The 16,629-nt window shown below is 68.8% G+C and carries 15 protein-coding genes; 8 read left to right on the forward strand and 7 right to left on the reverse strand.

What is annotated here, in order from left to right; genetic code table 11:
• Positions 1 to 2 precede the first annotated feature (2 nt).
• Together ACIBH4_RS13515 and ACIBH4_RS13520 are read right to left on the reverse strand one after the other, a co-directional pair.
• A complete protein-coding gene (locus tag ACIBH4_RS13515; RefSeq protein ID WP_362763579.1) occupies positions 3 to 3,371 on the reverse strand; it encodes a BTAD domain-containing putative transcriptional regulator in 3,369 nt (1,122 codons plus the stop codon).
• Positions 3,372 to 3,663: 292 nt separating this feature from the next.
• Positions 3,664 to 5,844: an N-6 DNA methylase gene (locus tag ACIBH4_RS13520; RefSeq protein WP_362512934.1), complete on the reverse strand. Its 2,181-nt coding sequence runs from the start codon at positions 5,842 to 5,844 to the stop codon at positions 3,664 to 3,666.
• A 404-nt stretch (positions 5,845 to 6,248) separates the two neighbouring features.
• On the opposite strand from ACIBH4_RS13520, the gene ACIBH4_RS13525 reads away from it, so the two are divergent.
• From ACIBH4_RS13525 to ACIBH4_RS13535, 3 genes are all read left to right on the forward strand, one after another.
• Complete coding sequence (locus ACIBH4_RS13525; protein WP_362512931.1) at positions 6,249 to 6,815, forward strand: hypothetical protein; 567 nt, start codon at positions 6,249 to 6,251, stop codon at positions 6,813 to 6,815.
• Between the two features lie 336 nt (positions 6,816 to 7,151).
• Positions 7,152 to 7,676, forward strand: a complete 525-nt coding sequence (locus ACIBH4_RS13530; RefSeq protein WP_362512927.1) for a sigma-70 family RNA polymerase sigma factor — start codon at positions 7,152 to 7,154, stop codon at positions 7,674 to 7,676.
• Between the two features lie 26 nt (positions 7,677 to 7,702).
• A complete protein-coding gene (locus tag ACIBH4_RS13535; protein WP_362512923.1) occupies positions 7,703 to 8,812 on the forward strand; it encodes a CU044_5270 family protein in 1,110 nt (369 codons plus the stop codon).
• 180 nt (positions 8,813 to 8,992) lie between these two features.
• Here the strand turns inward: ACIBH4_RS13535 and ACIBH4_RS13540 are convergent, their stop codons facing one another.
• Positions 8,993 to 9,163, reverse strand: coding sequence for a hypothetical protein (locus ACIBH4_RS13540; protein ID WP_362512920.1), 171 nt, complete (start codon positions 9,161 to 9,163; stop codon positions 8,993 to 8,995).
• A 6-nt stretch (positions 9,164 to 9,169) separates the two neighbouring features.
• Between ACIBH4_RS13540 and ACIBH4_RS13545 the strand changes: the two genes are divergently transcribed.
• Both ACIBH4_RS13545 and ACIBH4_RS13550 read left to right on the forward strand, forming a co-directional pair.
• Positions 9,170 to 9,679, forward strand: coding sequence for a DUF5753 domain-containing protein (locus ACIBH4_RS13545; RefSeq protein ID WP_362512917.1), 510 nt, complete (start codon positions 9,170 to 9,172; stop codon positions 9,677 to 9,679).
• Positions 9,680 to 9,703: 24 nt separating this feature from the next.
• Entirely contained in the window at positions 9,704 to 10,177 is a 474-nt protein-coding gene (locus ACIBH4_RS13550; protein ID WP_362512914.1) for a DUF397 domain-containing protein, read from the forward strand.
• 46 nt (positions 10,178 to 10,223) lie between these two features.
• On the opposite strand, the gene ACIBH4_RS13555 is transcribed toward ACIBH4_RS13550, so the two are convergent.
• Positions 10,224 to 10,514 carry a hypothetical protein gene (locus ACIBH4_RS13555; RefSeq protein WP_362763581.1) on the reverse strand — a complete coding sequence of 97 codons (291 nt, stop codon included), beginning with the start codon at positions 10,512 to 10,514 and terminating at the stop codon, positions 10,224 to 10,226.
• Between the two features lie 85 nt (positions 10,515 to 10,599).
• On the opposite strand from ACIBH4_RS13555, the gene ACIBH4_RS13560 reads away from it, so the two are divergent.
• Entirely contained in the window at positions 10,600 to 11,043 is a 444-nt protein-coding gene (locus ACIBH4_RS13560; protein ID WP_362512908.1) for a hypothetical protein, read from the forward strand.
• 1 nt (position 11,044) lies between these two features.
• Here the strand turns inward: ACIBH4_RS13560 and ACIBH4_RS13565 are convergent, their stop codons facing one another.
• On the reverse strand, positions 11,045 to 12,637 hold the full coding sequence (locus ACIBH4_RS13565) for a hypothetical protein (protein ID WP_362763584.1): 1,593 nt from the start codon (positions 12,635 to 12,637) through the stop codon (positions 11,045 to 11,047).
• 988 nt (positions 12,638 to 13,625) lie between these two features.
• Here ACIBH4_RS13565 and ACIBH4_RS13570 point away from each other — a divergent pair.
• Complete coding sequence (locus ACIBH4_RS13570; protein ID WP_362763587.1) at positions 13,626 to 15,056, forward strand: serine hydrolase domain-containing protein; 1,431 nt, start codon at positions 13,626 to 13,628, stop codon at positions 15,054 to 15,056.
• Between the two features lie 86 nt (positions 15,057 to 15,142).
• On the opposite strand, the gene ACIBH4_RS13575 is transcribed toward ACIBH4_RS13570, so the two are convergent.
• Positions 15,143 to 15,586 (reverse strand): hypothetical protein, encoded by a 444-nt coding sequence (locus ACIBH4_RS13575; protein ID WP_362763590.1) that lies wholly within the window; start codon positions 15,584 to 15,586, stop codon positions 15,143 to 15,145.
• A gap of 11 nt (positions 15,587 to 15,597) precedes the next feature.
• Entirely contained in the window at positions 15,598 to 15,747 is a 150-nt protein-coding gene (locus tag ACIBH4_RS13580) for a hypothetical protein (RefSeq protein ID WP_362512893.1), read from the reverse strand.
• A gap of 132 nt (positions 15,748 to 15,879) precedes the next feature.
• On the opposite strand from ACIBH4_RS13580, the gene ACIBH4_RS13585 reads away from it, so the two are divergent.
• Positions 15,880 to 16,626, forward strand: coding sequence for an ArsR family transcriptional regulator (locus ACIBH4_RS13585; protein ID WP_362763593.1), 747 nt, complete (start codon positions 15,880 to 15,882; stop codon positions 16,624 to 16,626).
• The last annotated feature ends 3 nt before the right edge of the window (positions 16,627 to 16,629 follow it).

Raw genomic sequence — 16,629 nt, forward strand, 5'->3', positions numbered from 1 at the left:
GCTCATCGACCGAACGACGGCCCCACCCGCCGGGCAGCGCCCAGCGGGCCCGGGGCCGTTCCCGCCTCGCCGTTCCCTCGGGACAGCGCCGCCGCCCGGTCCCGCCAGGCGGTGAGCCCGTTCCTGTCGGCCTGCCCGGCCAGGCTCAGGAGATGCCCGGCGGCGCTCTCGTGCTCGCCCAGCGTCGAGGCGAGCAGGGCGAGGAACCAGTCCACCGGGCCCGCCAGGGCGATGGCCGAGCCCACCGCGATGCTCCCGCCGTGCGGCAGTAGCGCCGCGTAGCTCTCCCGGCAGGCCGGCAGGTCGCCGACCGCGGCTCGGGCCTCGCTTTGCAGGCAGGTCATGGTGAGCCAGGACCAGTCGCCCGGCGGCTTGGGCCAGCCGTTCTCGACCGTTCGCGCGGCCTCCTCGACGCGGCCCTGGGCGCACAGCCGCAGGATCCCGGCGTCGTGGTCCATGGTGGTGTGGATGCCGGTGATCGAGTCGATCAGTGACTCGGCGTCGGCCATGGAACCGCGCCGGTGATGCAGCAGGATGCGTCCGGTGGCCACCACCGCGCCCGCGTACCACATGCCGAGCCGTCCGGCCTGCCGCTCCGCCTCGTGATACAGCGCCTCGGCATCGTCGAAACACTCGGCCAGGACCAGCCGGTTGGCGCGCCACATGGTGTGCTGGAAGCGTGGCCAGGGCAGCGGCAGCCGTTCCAGCATCGCGTCGCAGCGGAGGGCGGCCTCGTCCGCGCCGGCCACGTCGAACAGCTGCAGCCTGTGATGGGTCAGCAGGATCCACCCGAGCAGCTCGTACTCCGGCATCCGGGTCCGCACGGCCAGTTCGACCAGCTCGGTGGCGATCTCGATCAGCTCGTGTGGGTGGGCCGCCTGGGGCAGCGATAGCTGGCGGGCGTTGAGCATCCGCATGAGCAGGTGCGGATCCCCCAGCCTGCGCGCCATCGCGACGGCCTCGGCGGAGAAGGAGTCGCAGCGCGGGTCGTCGCTTCCGTCGTAGAGCTCCTGCGCGAGCCCGCCGAGCAGCCGCGCCCGCTCGGGACCGTCCTCCTCCGGCAGCGACCGCAGGGCCACCTCGAAGCGGTGCACCAGCCGAAGCTCCACCTCCTCGTACGGGTTGCGCAGGGTCCAGGCCGACGGGGCGTCCAGCGAGGTCAGCACGCGGGCGATCAGCGTGGGGCCGCCCCGATCGACGGCGCGGTCGGCGACGCGGATGGCCCGTGCCCGCGCCTCGCGGGCACCGAGTGGGTCCCCGGCCTGCAGCAGTGCCTGGATCTGCCGCAACAGGAGTTCGACGTGGTCGAGCGGGTCGCCGGCGGAGGAGCCGTGGGCCTCCACCGCCCGGCCCCACCACAGGGCCGCCTCCTCGTACGCGAGCCGGAGGGACGCCTGCTCCGCCACGGCGCGGGCCCACCTCGTCGCCTCACCGTACGCGGCGGGACCGGCCTCGATCGCGTGATGGGCGATGACGGCCACGTCCACGGCGGGGCGGGCGGCGAGGGCCTTCATCACCTCCCGGTGGATCCTCGCCCTGCGCAGCGGGGGGATGTCCTCCAGGAGGGTCTCTCTGACCAGGTCGTGCGCGAAGGCCATGCGACGGTCGCGGGCCAGCAGCAGCCCGGCGTGCGCGGCCCTGTCCAGCGGGTCGTACACCTCACCCCGGCATGCCTGGGCGACGACGTCGGGATCGAAGTCCCGGCCGAGCACCGCCGCCCTCCTGAGCACCGTGCCGACCTGCGGGCCGAGCGCGGCCACCCGTCGCCGGATCAGGTCGGCGACCGCGCCGGGTACCGCGTCCAGGGTGCCGCCCTGGGCGAGCATCCGCACGGTCTCCCTGACGAAGAAGGGGTTGCCGCCGGTGCGTTCGGTCAGCGCGCGGGCGGCGCCCCCGTCGATCTCGACACCGATCTCCGCGGCGATGGCCCGTACGGTGTCGGAGCCGACACCGGTCAGGCGCAGGCGGAGGGGGTTGTGGCGGGCGAGCCGACCCAGCACGCCGTCGAGGGGGAGCAGGTCCGCACCCTCGCGGAACGCGGTGACCACCATGACGGCGGCACCTCTCGCCGCGTGGCTCCCCGTGTCGTCCCCCGAGCCGCTCCCCATGTCGTTCTCCGCGTCGCCGATGAGCGTGACCAGGTCGCCGAGCAGGCCGAGCGAGGCCGCGTCGGCCCACTGCAGATCGTCCAGGACGATCACCGTGGGCCGGGTCCGCGCGGTCTCCCTCACCCAGTCGGCGACGGCCTGGTGGCGGCGGAGCCGGGCGGCCTCCGCCGAGCCCGTGGGCGTCTCGTCGTCCATCAGCCCGGCGAGGGCATCGAGGTCCGGCGGGGGGCAGACGCGGGCGAGTGCCCGCAGGATCTGTAACCACGGCCAGAGCGGCGGGGCACCCTCGGTCTCGGGACAACGGCCCCACAGCACCAGACGGCCGGACTCGGCGTACCGGTCCCTGAAGGCTTCGAGCAGCCACGTCTTGCCGATGCCGGGCTCACCGCTCACCGTGGCGATCGCGAGACCGCCGTCCCGCGCCGGCAGGCCCTCCAGGGCGGCGAGCTGCCGGTCCCTGCCGTGCGGGACCCGGCGGGCAGGAGAGATCGGAACGGGAACCTCGGGGGTGGAGGGGAGCAGGAGCCGGTCGGACTGCCGCAGGATGTCCGCCTCCAGCGCCCGCAGCCCGGGACCGGGATCCAGGCCGAGCCGTTCGGCGAACAGGTCCCTGACCCGGCGCAGCACGGCCAGCGCGTCGGCCTGCCGCCCGGTGCGGTACAGGGCCAGGGCCAGCAGATGCCAGAGCCGCTCGCGCAACGGGTTCGCGTCCGCCTCGGCCTCCAGGCCGGTGATGACGGCCTGCGGACGGCCGAGATCCAGCCGGGCCTGGGCGTGCCGCTCGACCGCGACCAGGCGCAGCTCGCACAGGCGGTTGACCTCACCGGCCGCCCACAGCTCACCGTGGAACTCGCCGTACGGCAGGCCGCGCCAGAGCCGCAGCGCCTCCTCCACGCGGGTGAGCGTCTCGGCGGCGGGACGTGACTCCGTCCCGGACACCAGCTCGGTGAACCGGACCGCGTCGACGTCGGTCGCGGCGAGCAGGTAACCGGGCGGCCGCCCGACGAGCAGTCGAGGCGGGGTGCGCGGCGGGCGTTCCGGCTCGATGATCCGGCGCAGGTTGGACACGTACGCCTGGAGGGTGGCCACCACGCTCGGCGGCGGGGCGTCACCGTACAGATCGTCGATCAGGGTATCGGTGGAGACGAGCGCGCCACCCGCGACGAGCAGCCGCGCCAGCACCGCCCGCTGACGTGGACCGCCCAGTCCCAGGCGAGCCTCGTCATGATGAACCTCCAGCGGGCCGAGAACCCGAAAATCCATGCCTACCGCCTTCTTACGGTTGGCACAGCAGGTGCGGACCACTGTGACAGGAACGCGAACTGGGGTACATCGAACATCGTTTACCCCCAGTCGGCAAACCGGGTCCGATACCTAGATAAATCATGAAATGTCGGCAGGGTATGGAGGCTCGCCTTGTCCGGCCGCGCGATGTCGCGAACGCCCAGGTGATCGCCCGCGTCCGGTCCGGGGTGTTGTCCGGAGGGGATCGTGGCCGGTTCCGGGTGGTGTCCGGTGGAGATCACGTCCGGTTCGAGGTGTTATCCGGCGGAGATCACGGCCGGTTTCCCGGAAGCCTCCCCGCGGCGATGCCGTCGGTCAGACCGTCGACCAGCTTCCCGCCGATCGTCCCCGCCTCTCGCAGTGATCGCTCGAAGGCGGTGAGCCGCCGGAAGGCCTCGCCGTAGCGGCGCTGCTCGTCGAGGGGAAGCCGCAGCACCTGCAGCCTGCGGACGTCGATGCGGGAGGACGTCGAGGCGTGGGTGCCCGCCTGCCTCGCGTTGGCCGGGGCGCGCAGGCAACCGGCGAGGAACCAGGGATCGAGGAGTGCCGGATCGGCCCGGAGAGCGTACAACTGAGAACCCAGCACCGTGGGGGCGTCGGTCTCGACCCAGGCGCCGAACGCCCGATGGGCGCCGACGACCACCACCTCCCCGGGTGCGGTCAGGGTGAGGCCGCCCGCGTTCTCTCCCGCGGAGGCGTCGGGCGCGGTCAGCCAGCCGGACGACCTGCCTCCGGCCAGCACGTCGGCGACGGTCAGCACGCGTACGGCGTCGTCGGGGGCGTCGCCGGTGCGCACCACGCCGTCGGCCGGTTGCTGCCCGGCTCGCATCGTGAGCGCACCCGCCCTGAGCAGGTCGCCCACGGTCACCGTGCCCTGGCCCGCGGGCTCCTCGCCGCTCAGTTCGAGGGCGGAAAGGGTCGCGGTCAGATCGCGCAACTCGTGGAGGAGGGTACCGAACCGGTTCCACGAGCGCCGCAGGCCCAGGTTCGCGGAGGTCGCCTTCTTCGGGACGTGCCGCGCGGGGGTGAGGTCCACCTCCTCGTCCAGCAGGTCGATCACCGGGACCACGGCGTGATCGGCCGGCCGGTCCCCGTCGGCGTTTCCCGCCGGAGCCCCCGGAGCCGTCTGGGGTGCCTGGCCCGTCTGGGTTGTCTGGATCGTCCGGAGCTCCTGGACGGCCGACACCACGCGCCTGTGCAGGAGGGGCCAGTCGATCGCCGCCCTGCCCGCTCGCTGCGTTCCCCCCGACGGCTCCTGCTGGACGTCGGCCGCGTCGACCAGGAGCACCCCGGCCCCCGCGTCCGTTCCGCCCTCGGCCGGTGCCCGCAGGACCCACAGGTGCAGCGCGACGCTGTGCGGGGGCGCGGACCCCGGAGGCAGGGCGACCACCGCGCGCAGCACGCCGCTGCGGAGCAGCCCCGCCCGGACCCGGCGCCCCGCCCTGCGGGAGGCGACACCGGGCGGCAGCAACAGCACGGCCGTCCCGCCGGGTGCCAGGCGGCTCAGCGCGTGCTGCGTCCAGGCGAGTTCCGGTTCGGTGCGGGGAGGCAGACCGTACGTCCAGCGGGCGTCGGTGGCGAGTTCCTCGTATCCCCAGTCGCGTTCGTTGAACGGCGGGTTGCACAGCACCACGTCGGCGCGGACATCGGGATGGGGATCGGCGCGCAACGTGTTCCCCGCCCGTACGTCGACCCCCCAGGCGCTCTCACGCTCCGGGGAGCGGCCGGCGAGCAGGAGCCGTACGGCGGCGAGCGCCGCCTGGGTCGCGTCCACGTCCTGGCCGAGCAGTCTCAGCGGGGCACCCGAGGCGGGCAAGTCCGCCGTACCGGCCCACTGCCGGGCGGCGGCGAGCAGGAGACCGCCCGTGCCGCACGCGGGGTCGAGCACGGTGCCGACGTCACCGGCCTCGCCGCCGCGCGACAACTCGGCGACCTCGGCCATCAGCGCCGCCAGCGGGGACGGCGTGACATTGATCTGCCGTACGTGGGTGTCGAGCCAACGGCCGAGCAGGAAGTCGAAGGTGTCCCGGGCGCCGTGCTTCTTCGCCAGGCCGACCGCGCGTTCCACCAGGGACCGCTGAGCATCGGAGAGGTCGGTGCCGCCGGGAAGCCATCCGGCGCTGTCATCGGGTCCCGCTTCCTTATCGGTGAGCCTCGCGAGCCGGGCACCGGCGACGGCGATCGCCCTCCCCATCGCGTCGCGGTCGCCGAGCGCCTCGAACTCCGGCCACAGCCGTTCCCGGCTGCCGACCTCGTCGAGCTTGCCCTGCCGCCTCAGCCACTCCTCCACCTGCGACAGCGCGAACTGCGGGCTGGTGTCCGTACCGCCGACCGGCGCGGGGAAGCTGTCGTGGCGGCGGCGCCAGTTGCTGACGGCCGCGCGCCCGACACCGGCGATCCTGGCTATCTCCGCCAGAGTGACGGAGACGGTTGGGTCGGCAGAAGGAGGCATCGTGTCTCCGGGTGAGGGCCAGAAAGGTGACGACCTGGCAGGAAAGCGCGATGACGGCATGTGCCCAGGTGGGCGGCCCCGGCTTTCCAGAAGGTCATTTTGGCAGCCTATCCGTTGACTCAGTTCACCGTGGAGCCAACCCGACCATGGAGGCTCAGCCAAGGGTAATGCCGAGGTCCTCTCCGGCCCATCCGGTTTCGTCCCTCCAGATTGTCGTGATGGTGGAGGCTGCGGACGGCATCCCCGGAGCCCGATGTGACCCCAAAGGTTTCGGCCGACTCGGACCCCGCGCGGGAAGCCCTTCTCCGACATGGGCTTGTGGTGGGCGTTGCTCCGTCGATCGGCTGTGCGTTGATGGCAAAGAGTGAGGTGATGGAAGCTCTGGGTGACGTGAAGTTCGGCGAGTGCTCTTCGCCTTCGTCGATGAAAGCTGTCGCATCCGTCAGGATGACGACTGCGTTTATGTCCTTGCCGCGGTCCTTCTGCCGACGGAGAAACCAGACCGGATCAGGGCGACGATGGATGCCCTGCGGTACGGCAAGGCGCCAACTGTTCACTGGAGGACGGAGCGGGTCGCACGCAGGCATCTCATCGCTCAGGCGGTGGCCTCCTTGGAGTGTGCGTCAGTGGTCGCCGTCAGCCTGTACGGCGCTGCGAGCCGCTCGGAACGCGCCAGGCGTCATGCGCTACTCCGACTGCTGCCTGAGTTGTCCGAACGTCAAGTGGGGACAGTGGTCTTCGAGTCGCGCCGGGAGCAGGACGCAGGCGACAAGGCGATTCTTACGGCTCTGCGCCGAAGTGGGCGTATCGCCACTGAGATGTCGGTCAGCTGGGAACGAGCCAGCTCGGATGCCGCGCTGTGGACGGCCGATGTCGTCGCGGGGATCGTGACCGGATGGCTGGGTGGAGATCAGCGATGGTGGCCGCTGTTTGAAGGCCGCGTCACATTCCTGGAAGCGTCGGAGACGTGAGGGAAGAAAACGCAAGCGCCGGGCTCCCGATTCCATCGGGGGGTTCCCGGCGCCACTTCCGTGCCCCAGAGGACACGACACGGTCAGTATCCGCCCGCTGCCCCTCAGTCGTCAAGCCGGATGATGTGATCAAGGGACAGGGTGAGTCCGGCCTATCGCGCCAGTTCCTGAAGTAGGGCGATCCACACGGTCTGCTTCGCCGTAGGCGGGTCATCGCGCAGGTGGTGGCCTTGCAGCGTGCGTCAGTGATCGCCGTCAGCCCATATGGTGCCGCGAGCATGAGGGATGAATCGACGGGACGCGGTAATCCGGACGCGTTCGGAGGGACTACTTGGTGTGGACGATCCCGAAGAACGATTCACCGACCTGTATGACCGGCACTACCGCGGCGTGCTCGGCTACGCCCTGCTGCGGGCCGAGCGCGACGCGGCCGAGGACGTCTGCAGCGAGACGTTCCTCGTGGCGTGGCGGCGGCTCGCGGAACTCCCCGAGCCGGCGTTGCCCTGGCTGCTCGGCGTGGCCCGCAACCTGCTGGCCAAGCAGCGCGACTCGCGCACCCGCCGCCAGGCCCTGGTCGATCGGATAGCCGCCCTCACCACCGCACGCGACCACGTGGCGTGGGATGTGGCCGAGCACGTCATCGACAGGGAGAACGCCCTGGCCGCGCTGTCGGCCCTGCCCGAGCAGGACGTGGAGGCGATGGTGTTCGCCACCTGGTACGGCCTGCCGCCGGAGCAGGCCGCCACCGTCATGGGGTGTTCGGTCCGCACGTACAACGTCCGGCTTCACCGGGCGCGCAAGCGCCTCACCCAGGCGATGCGCGTCGGCGGCCCACGCCGCGTTCGCAGTCTCGAATCCTGATCCGCACCCCTTTGGAGACCCCTTTCATGGATGACCGCACTTTCGCCCGGCTCAAGCCCGGTGAGCTGGACGAGCTGACCGAAGACGGCTACCGCCGCCGCCGGGCGGGCGACCTGGCCCGCGCCTTCGCCACTCCACGTGCCGAACAGGCCCGGCCCGCTCACCCGGCCCGGCCGCGCCTGCGGTGGCCGCACTTCCTGATGGCCGGCACGGTGGCCGCCGGGCTCGCGGCCACGGCCGTCGTCGTCACGACCGGCGGCTCCGGTACGGACCCGGCCGGTACGGGCCCGAGTGGCGCGGTGGTCGCCTCCACGACGCAGGGCACGCCAGAACGCGTGGCCGACGCGCGCACGTTCCTGCTGGCCGCAGCCTCGACCGCGCGGCGGGAACCGGCGCACTCCGGCCGTTACTGGTACGTCAACGAGCGCACCCTGCAGAAGGTGGACAACGCCCCCGGCGAGTCCACGGCCAAGACCAAGGCGGAGTCGGCCGAGTTGCCGTACGAGGCCTACCGGGCCGACACTCGCGAGACCTGGCGCGCCATGAAGGCGGGCGAGGCCGGCCGGAGGGCGAGCAACCAGGACGTGAAGGTCACGTTCGGCTCCCCGCAGGACGAGGCCGCCTGGAAGGCGGCGGGGTCGCCCATACTGGCGGACGACAAGCCCAGGACCGCCGACGACACCTTCGAGCCGATCCTGTCGATCGACAACCCGAGCCTGAACCTGCGGAACGTCACCAAGCTGCCCACCGGCAAGGACGAGCTCAAGCGCCACCTGGACGACCTCTGGAAGCGCAGCCCCAACTCCGCGGACTTGGGCAAGGCCGTCTACCTGTGGCAGACGGGCGTGGACCTGATGACCGCGCCGATCACGCCGGGCACCCGGTCCGCCCTGTTCAAGGTGCTCGCCGACCAGCCGGGCATCACCTCGCAGGGTGAGGCGAAGGACGTGCTGGGGCGCACAGGGGTCGCCCTTTCCTCCTCGGCGGCCGACGCGCTCACCTTCCGCCTGGTCATCGACCCGGGTACGGCCGAACTGCTCGAGTACGACGTGGTGCAGAAGGATGTGCCGCTACTGCGCGTGGCGCTGGCCGACATGGGCTTCACCGACAGGCTCGGCGAGCGCCCGAAGGACTGATCTCCCGCATGACCGTCATCCCACACCCTCACCGTGACGGTCACGGCCCCGCCCTCCTGATCGGCGAGCCGCTCGAACCTCAGGCGTGCCGCCGGTCAGGAGGGCGTCGGTCGAGGAGGAGATGAGGGGTTCGTGTGCGGACCGAAGCAGCGGGGTGGGCGGTCCCAGCGGATCATGGGGTCACCGGTCGTTCAGCTGGAACCACACCACGCGGCCGGTGAGGATCTCGTACCAGCCCCAGGCCGATGACAGTTCTCTGACCAGCCAGAGTCCGCGTCCTCCGCCGCTTTCGGGGGAGACGTTCGCGCGCAGCAGGGGGCGGTGCCCGGTCGCCGATCCGGCGTCGATCACGTCGATGTGGAGCGTTCCATCATGGTGGGCGACGGCGACGGTGATCCGTCCGCCGGCGCAGCGGCCGGAGTCGGATCCGCCTTGTTCATCTCATCCCCGGGCGAGATCGAGCGGCGCGTCGAGGTTCGCATGGTTCGCCAGACGCTCCTTGTTCAAGACATGCCCCTGCGTTTCTGGGTTGTTCTGGACGAAGCCGTCATCCGTCGTCCTGTCGGCGGACCTGAGGTGATGCGCTCCCAGCTCAAGCGGTTACTCGACATAACCGACCTCCCCAACGTCACCATCCAGGTGCTGCCTTTCGCAGCTGGAGTCCATCCCGGCACGAACGGCGCATTTGAGATCATGGAGTTTCCCGAACCTGCCGACCCTGACGTGGTGTTCATGGAGAACTTCACGGGAAGTCTCTATATAGAGCGAGAGACGGATGTTTACCGATACGGACTTCTTCGGGCGAAAGCGCTGGATCCGGACGAATCTCACCGCTTTATCGCTGAGGCGGCTTCCCAGTTCGAGTAACCACTCCACGAAAGGCAATGTGGAATGTTCACACCGGAACTGTCCCAGGTGATGTGGCGTAAGAGCTCACTCAGCGGTAACGGACAAAACTGCGTTGAGATCGACGTCTGGCGTAAGAGCTCACTGAGCGGCAACGGCTCCGACTGCGTTGAAGTTGGCGTCTGGCGTAAGAGCTCCCTCAGTGGCGCTGGCCAGAACTGCGTCGAGGTAGGTGTCTGGAACAAGAGTTCCCGTTGTGGTGCTGGTCAGGACTGTGTCGAGGTAGGTGTTTGGAGCAAGAGCACTCTGAGCGGTAACGGTCCCGACTGCGTTGAAGTCGCCCTCGCCGAGACCTCCCAGGCCGACTCTGGTCCGGATGCAGATCTGCTCGTCCTGGTCCGTGACTCCAAGGACCCCGAAGGCCCCGTGCTGGCCTTCACCTCGGCCGAATGGGATGCCTTCCTCGCCGGCATCAAGAGTGACGGCTTCGACAACCTCGCCGTGCGTCACGAAGCATGACGTGAGTCGGTAACGTCGGCTCCCGGCCGGATTTCGGCCCGATGCGTCACTGTCGCGTGGCGGAGGGCGGGATCTTCGCCGGAGCCGACCGAAGCTCCTCTTCGATCATGTCGACGAGTGCCCTGGCCGCCTGGCGCAGTCGGGTGTGGCGGGCAGTGAGATCTTCGGTGAACGTCCGGGCCTTCGGCCCGACCCACACCGACTTGCCGGTGAGCTGGCCGTGGGCCGGGTCGAGCGCGGCCTCAAGGAGGGCGACTCTCGCCTTGAGCTCCACCAATGTCTGTTCCAGCACCTGGCGCCGCGGGTTGGGCACCAGACCGTCCGGGCCAGGATTCATATATCCCTCTTCGGATGCCGATACATCGGGCGGACTATTGGACATTATTGGATCTACAGCACCCGGGCCAGCTCTGGAGGAATGTGTGACACGTTTTGTATGGCGCGGTGTTTTGGTCTGCATGTTTATGGTGCTGATGGTGTCCGGATGTGGGGATAGTGACCCTACGGCGGCCGAAGCGGGGGAGACGCTTAAATCGCACATCACTGAATTGATGAAGGAGCGCTATGCTTCGGATGTCCGAATCACTGATTCCGGTGGGCGTGATATTCCCTGTGGAGAGGGCATGGCCAAGCGTACGTTTGCGGCTACAGGCAGGGACTCGGGGGCGCAGCGTGATGGAGATAACCTCAATGATCTTTTGCTGGGTGCGCTCTCTCGCGTCGCCCCCTACCGAATTGCCGAAGATCGTGGCAACGCTCCTATCCGACTCGCCAATGATAAGTACAAGACGGTGATCATCTTGGAGTCTCCAGGCGACGGCCAGTATGGGGTTCGAGGCGAGACCGAGTGTCTGCCGATCTCGTAAGTTAGCTATCGAAGGCCAGGGCTCGTTCCCGCCCTCGCTTGTTGCGGCTTTCAAATCGGTCCGCCATCTCGTTGGATAGTCCCCCTAGCGAAGTTTTGTCATCGCTGCCCATCCCGTTGGCAATCATCCACCGTTCGAACGCCTTGAGTCCTTCGTCCCCCTTCGCGACCAACTCGGAAGGTGGCCTGAGGTTGCCCTTGGCATCGGTGAGGGGGACATCGGGCGGCTTGATCAACTCGGAGAACGGTTTGAGGTTGCCCTTGGCGTCGGTGATGGACGCGCGGCCGGCCTGGAACTCGGCGGGTGCCACCTTGGGGACGAAGCCATTGGCCATGAGTATTTGCGCGTACATGTGCTGACGGCCGAGGGTCGCCACCCTCTCCGCCGCGTTGGTCCGGTCCATCCGGGTCTCGGGGTCATCTTCGATGAAGGCGCCGTGGCCCGAGAGAGTAGTGCTAAGTCCGAACCAAAAATAGTTCATGGCTTTGAAGGGGACGATGTACATGCTCGCGAGTCCGATGGTGGTGTCGCGGAAGAAGTTGAACGTGTCCTTCGCCTGCTCGTCGATCGAGTCCAGGTTGCCCTGGACCTTCTCGACGGCGGCGAGTTCGAAGCCGCGTACGTTGCCCAGGGCCGTGAAGACCCGGTCCAGGTGGTCGACGTCTCCGGTGCGCCGGGTCTTCTCAGAGGCGTCGGCGATGAGCTTCTGGGAGAGGCCGCCCATCGCCTGGTCAAATGGGAGAAGGTTCGCCGGGGAGTCGGCGAAGGTCTTGAGGAAGCGGTAGGTGTCCTTCGGGCTCAGGGTGAACGCCGACGTCATACCGAAGGCCGAGGTGAAGGGCTTCAGTGCGCTCTCCTCGGTCATGTTGGTATCGCCGATGTTCGCGCCCTCGGTGATCTCGGCGGCGTAGGCGCCGGCCAGAGTCGACATGAAGATCCTGGCGTTCGGCGCGACCTCCATCGGGGTGGCCGGAGAGTCCGCGGTGCCGTCGGTGTCCTTGAGGTCTCCCATGATGGTCATGACGTTGAAGGCGAACTTCACGGCCTCGGGGCTGTGCGGTCCCTTGTCGTAGGCTCCGCCTGCGACGGCGAGCATCCGGCCGAACTCCGCGCCGACGTCGAAATTCATGCTCCTCGGCACCTGCCAGGGAGATTTCGATTTTTCTATCTCCAGCCAGGGGAAAATGGCGATCTTGGTGGCTCCCAAACGGTTGAGTTCGGCGAAGACGTCTCGGAGGTCTTCTCGGGACATCGCGTTGAACAGGCCCCTCGCCGCGTCGGGGTTGTTGGCCAGGGCCGGCAGCAGTGGGCCGAGGTCGGTCTCCCAACGCCGGGGGCGGGAGCCGTCGCCGACCGGCTTGCCCACCCTGCTGCGCGCTATCTCGGTGAGCCACGCGGTGGGGAACATACCGTGTCTGAGCAGGGACGCCAGCTCGTGGGTCGGTGCCTCCTTGAGCTTGTCGGCCTGCCAGGCGGAGCCGAGGACGGCCGGTTGCGCGCCGATCGCCGTGGTGAGGGCGTCGCTCATGACCTTCCGGTGTTTGTCGGCCGCCTTCTTGTCGTATCTCTCCAGGCGGTTGATCATGTCGATCATGCCCTTGGGGCCGAGGGACCGGAAGAACCCGGCGGTGAAGTAGCCGTCCTTTTGCTTGTCGGCGAGCTTGTCGAGGATCCGGTCATAGGCGGCGTCGGGCGGGCCGGGGGACGGCTTGGGGAGGTGCCTGAACTTGTCGGCGAGTTCGACGCCCTTCTTGGCGTTGCCCGCTGGAGACTTTCCCGTCTTCTCGTCGTAGGGCAGCAGCCCCCACTGGAACGGGTCCTGGACCTGGCCGCCGGTCCACGCCGAGCCCTGCTTCGGGATGTGGGGGCGCCTCCCACCATCAGGGGGAGGTCCTGGTCGATCGTTTCCAGGCGTTGACGCAGCTTCGGCAGTTCGTCGCCGATCCAGCCGCCGATCTCCCCGATCGGCCGCAGCCCCACCGCCGACACCTCCGCCGCCGCGAACAGTTGCCGGATCCGCCCGGACTGCTCGCCGATCACATCGCGACCGCGCTCCAGCGCGGTGATGAAGCCTCGCATCAGATCTGGATCGATTCCGCTGAAGTCCGGCGACGTGGGCCCCATTCCCGGCGACATCGACTCCACCATCTCCTCAGCCTGTTTTAATTTTTTTCACTCTAGTTCCAGGCTGAGTGATTTTCATCTGGCGGAACAGGACGCCCAAGGCCCCGATGACCTATCCTTCGGGCGTCATGCGCCGTCACTGTGCGGTGATCGGCTCTCCTCGGTGCGAACTCGGTTCAGGAAGGCGCATCCCGGCTCTCGACAGTGCGACGACGTCGGAAATCCCCTCGGGAACATTTCCGGTCTCTCGTTCAACGAATTTCGGTCCGCACGCTGGATTCGCGGGGTTAATTTCCTTTTTCCGCCAAGGTGAGATACGGGCGATGATTCGGAGGAGCCGGCGCGGCGGTTGCGGTGGATTCGGGCTCGCGCGTGAAGCACGGTTTCGTGGAGAAAACGACCAAACGACGTCCCGTAACTCCATTGAGTGGATTTAGTGGGTTTGTTACGGTGCTTGGATGGCTTCTCATCGTGCCCTGCTGCCACGGTCGACACCGGCCGCCTCGGGGATGTCGTCTCGCTCGATCATCGCGCTGCTGGACCGGCTCGAAGCACAGTCGGCCGAGTGCCACTCCATCATGGTCGTACGCCACGGTCATGTCGTCGCCGAAGGATGGTGGGCCCCGTACTCGGCCGAGCGCCCGCACCTGCTCTACTCGGTGACCAAGTCGTTCACCTCGGTCGCCGTGGGGCTCGCGATCGCCGACGGCCTGCTCTCGCTGGACGATCGGGTGGTGGAGGTGTTGCCCGACCATGTTCCGGCCGACATCTCGGACCAGGGACGCCGCGTCACCGTTCATCACCTGCTGTCCATGACGGCCGGACACCGTACGGACAGTCTCGACGAGGCGTGGCGCCTGGAACCGGGCGACCTGGTGAAGGGCTTCCTGCGCGTACCGTTTCCCGAAGCCGAGGGGACACGGCACGCCTACGACAATCCGACCACCTTCGTCCTGGCCCGGATGGTGGAACGGGTCACGGGCCGCGGCCTGCCGGAATTTCTCGATGAGCGCCTTTTCGCGCCGATGGGCGTCGACCATGCCGAATGGGACCGGGTGGCGAGCGGCGCCGCCTTCGGATTCCAGGGGCTGCACCTCACGACCGAGGCCGTCGCCGCCTTCGGCGAACTGCTGCTGCGCGGCGGCCTGTGGGGCGACCGGCGGCTCATCCCGCGCGAATGGGTGGAGCTCGCGACCAGGCAGCACATCGAGACTCTGCAGATCGAGGGCTGGTCGGAAAACCTCGACGCGCTTCGCGGGTACGGCTACCAGTTCTGGATGTCGCGTCACGGTTACCGCGCCGACGGCGCCTTCGGCCAGTTTTGTCTGGTCGTCCCGTCACACGATCTCGTGATCGCCGTGACCGCCGCGGTAACGCAGGGTGAGGCGATACTCGACCCGCTGTGGGAGTGTCTGCTGCCTGGCCTGGACCAGGCGGACAGCACTCGGGACGACGAGATCCTCGCCGATCGGCTGCGGCGGCTGTCACTCGCGCCGGTGCCGGGTTCGGCAGAGCCGAGGCGTTCGGTCAAGGCGGGACTCGACGCCTGTGCCGAGGATTCGCCTCTGCCCGAAGGAACCACGGTGACCGTCGATCCCGTGGACGGTGGGTGGATCGTGGGGCTGGGGCCGTCCCTCGACGTCGAGGTCGGCCACGGCGAATGGCGGGAGAGCGCGCCGCTGGGCCGGCCTGTCGTCGCGACCGGCGCCTGGCAGGACGACACGTTCGTCGCCGATCTTTACGTCATCACCACCCCACACCGGGTCCGGCTGGTAGTCGACGCCGAAGCGGGCACAGCGGTCGCGACGTGGAACATCGTGCCCCTGACCGGCCCCAATCTGGAGTGGCATCTGCGCTCGCCGCTGATGACGCGGCCCGACGTCGCGTAGCTGACATCGGGCGGGCCCGCAGGTGCCGGCCTGGTCCGGACTTGATCGATCATCGATTTCGGCCGTGACGGATCCGACCGCGGACCTCAAAGGGCGCTTTTCGCGCGTAGGTGCCGGCGTACCGCGTCAGCGGCCCGATCGGCGTCGGCGGGTTCGCTGCGCTGGGGCGCGTTGAGGAAGTCCGTCCCGCGCAGGGCGTGGGAGGCGGGGCGGGGATAGAGCCAGGCGTGGAAGTGCTGGACGCGGTCGCGGGTGGAGACCAGGTGGACGCGTTCGGCGTCGGTGGTGGCCCGCATGGCGGTGTCCAGCGTGTGAAGCAGGACGCCGAAGGACGCCGCCTCCTTTGACGTCATCTCGGCGAAGTCGGTGTAGTGCCGCGTGGAGACGATCTTCATGGTTCCCGGCCTGGAGGACTGGGCGGGGCCGTGGTGAACGAGCCAGGAGTCGTCGCGGTGGACCCATCCGCCTGGCGGTTCGTCGGTAGCGGTGTTCAGTCGGCAGTAGGGGCAGGTGGGCGCGGGGTCGTTCATCGGGGAGTCCTTCAGGTCAGCGCGGTGTGCGCGGCCGGGCCGCCGAAGGCGATGGTGCCGAGTTTGAGAAACAGCAGCGCCACCTCCCGCACCGTACGCCAGGACGCCTCGCCGCCTTTGGGAGCGTCGGCCGGATCGCCCACGGCCTGTTCGTCGGCCACTGTCGCTCTTTTCCCCGGTCGTGCGGATCGCCCGGTGTGAGGGCCCTCATCAGGACCCGGGTGACCGTCCGCGAGCAGGTCTGGCACACTCACGGACAGATACATCAAATGGGTTTGATGTATTATCGCGACATGGTGACCCCGGTTCAACCCGTCCCGGCCTTTGTGCGACTGGCCTGCCATCCGCTGCGATGGCGGCTGCTGAGCGAGCTGGCCACGAGCGACTACCGGGTACGCGAACTGGTGGACCTGGTGGATCATCCGCAGAACCTGGTCTCCTACCATCTGCGGCTGCTGCGCGACGGCGACCTGGTCACCACGCGGCGCAGTAGCGCCGACGCCCGCGACAGCTACTACCACCTCGCCCTGGACCGCTGCGCCAACGCCCTGGCCGCCAGCGGCCTCGCGCTGCACCCCGCGCTCCACCTCGCCCCGGTCCCACCTCGGCCGTCCACGGCGCTCGCGCGCCCGCCCGCCGTCCTGTTCACCTGCACCGGTAACAGCGCCCGCTCGCCGATCGCCGAAGCCCTGCTGCGCCACCACGGCGGCGACCACCTGGAGGTCGTGAGCGCGGGCAGCCACCCCCGGCCGCACCTGCACCGCGACGCCGTCCGGGCGCTGCGCGAGGGCTACGGCATCGACCTCGAAGACCGGCGCCCCCGGCACCTGGACACCCTCGCCGGGCGCCACTTCGACCACGTCATCAGCCTGTGCGACAAGGTCCGCGAGGTCTGCCCCGACTTCGGCGACCGCTCCCGGCGCATCCACTGGAGCATCCCCGACCCCGCCGCCGAACAGGCCGGATACCCCGCCTTCGTGCGCATCGTGGCGGAGATCGACACCCGCGTCCGCTACCTGTTACCCGTCCTCACACCGTGAAAG

This window comes from Streptosporangium sp. NPDC050284 (assembly GCF_044459525.1).
In the GTDB taxonomy this organism is placed as follows: Bacteria; Actinomycetota; Actinomycetes; order Streptosporangiales; family Streptosporangiaceae; genus Streptosporangium.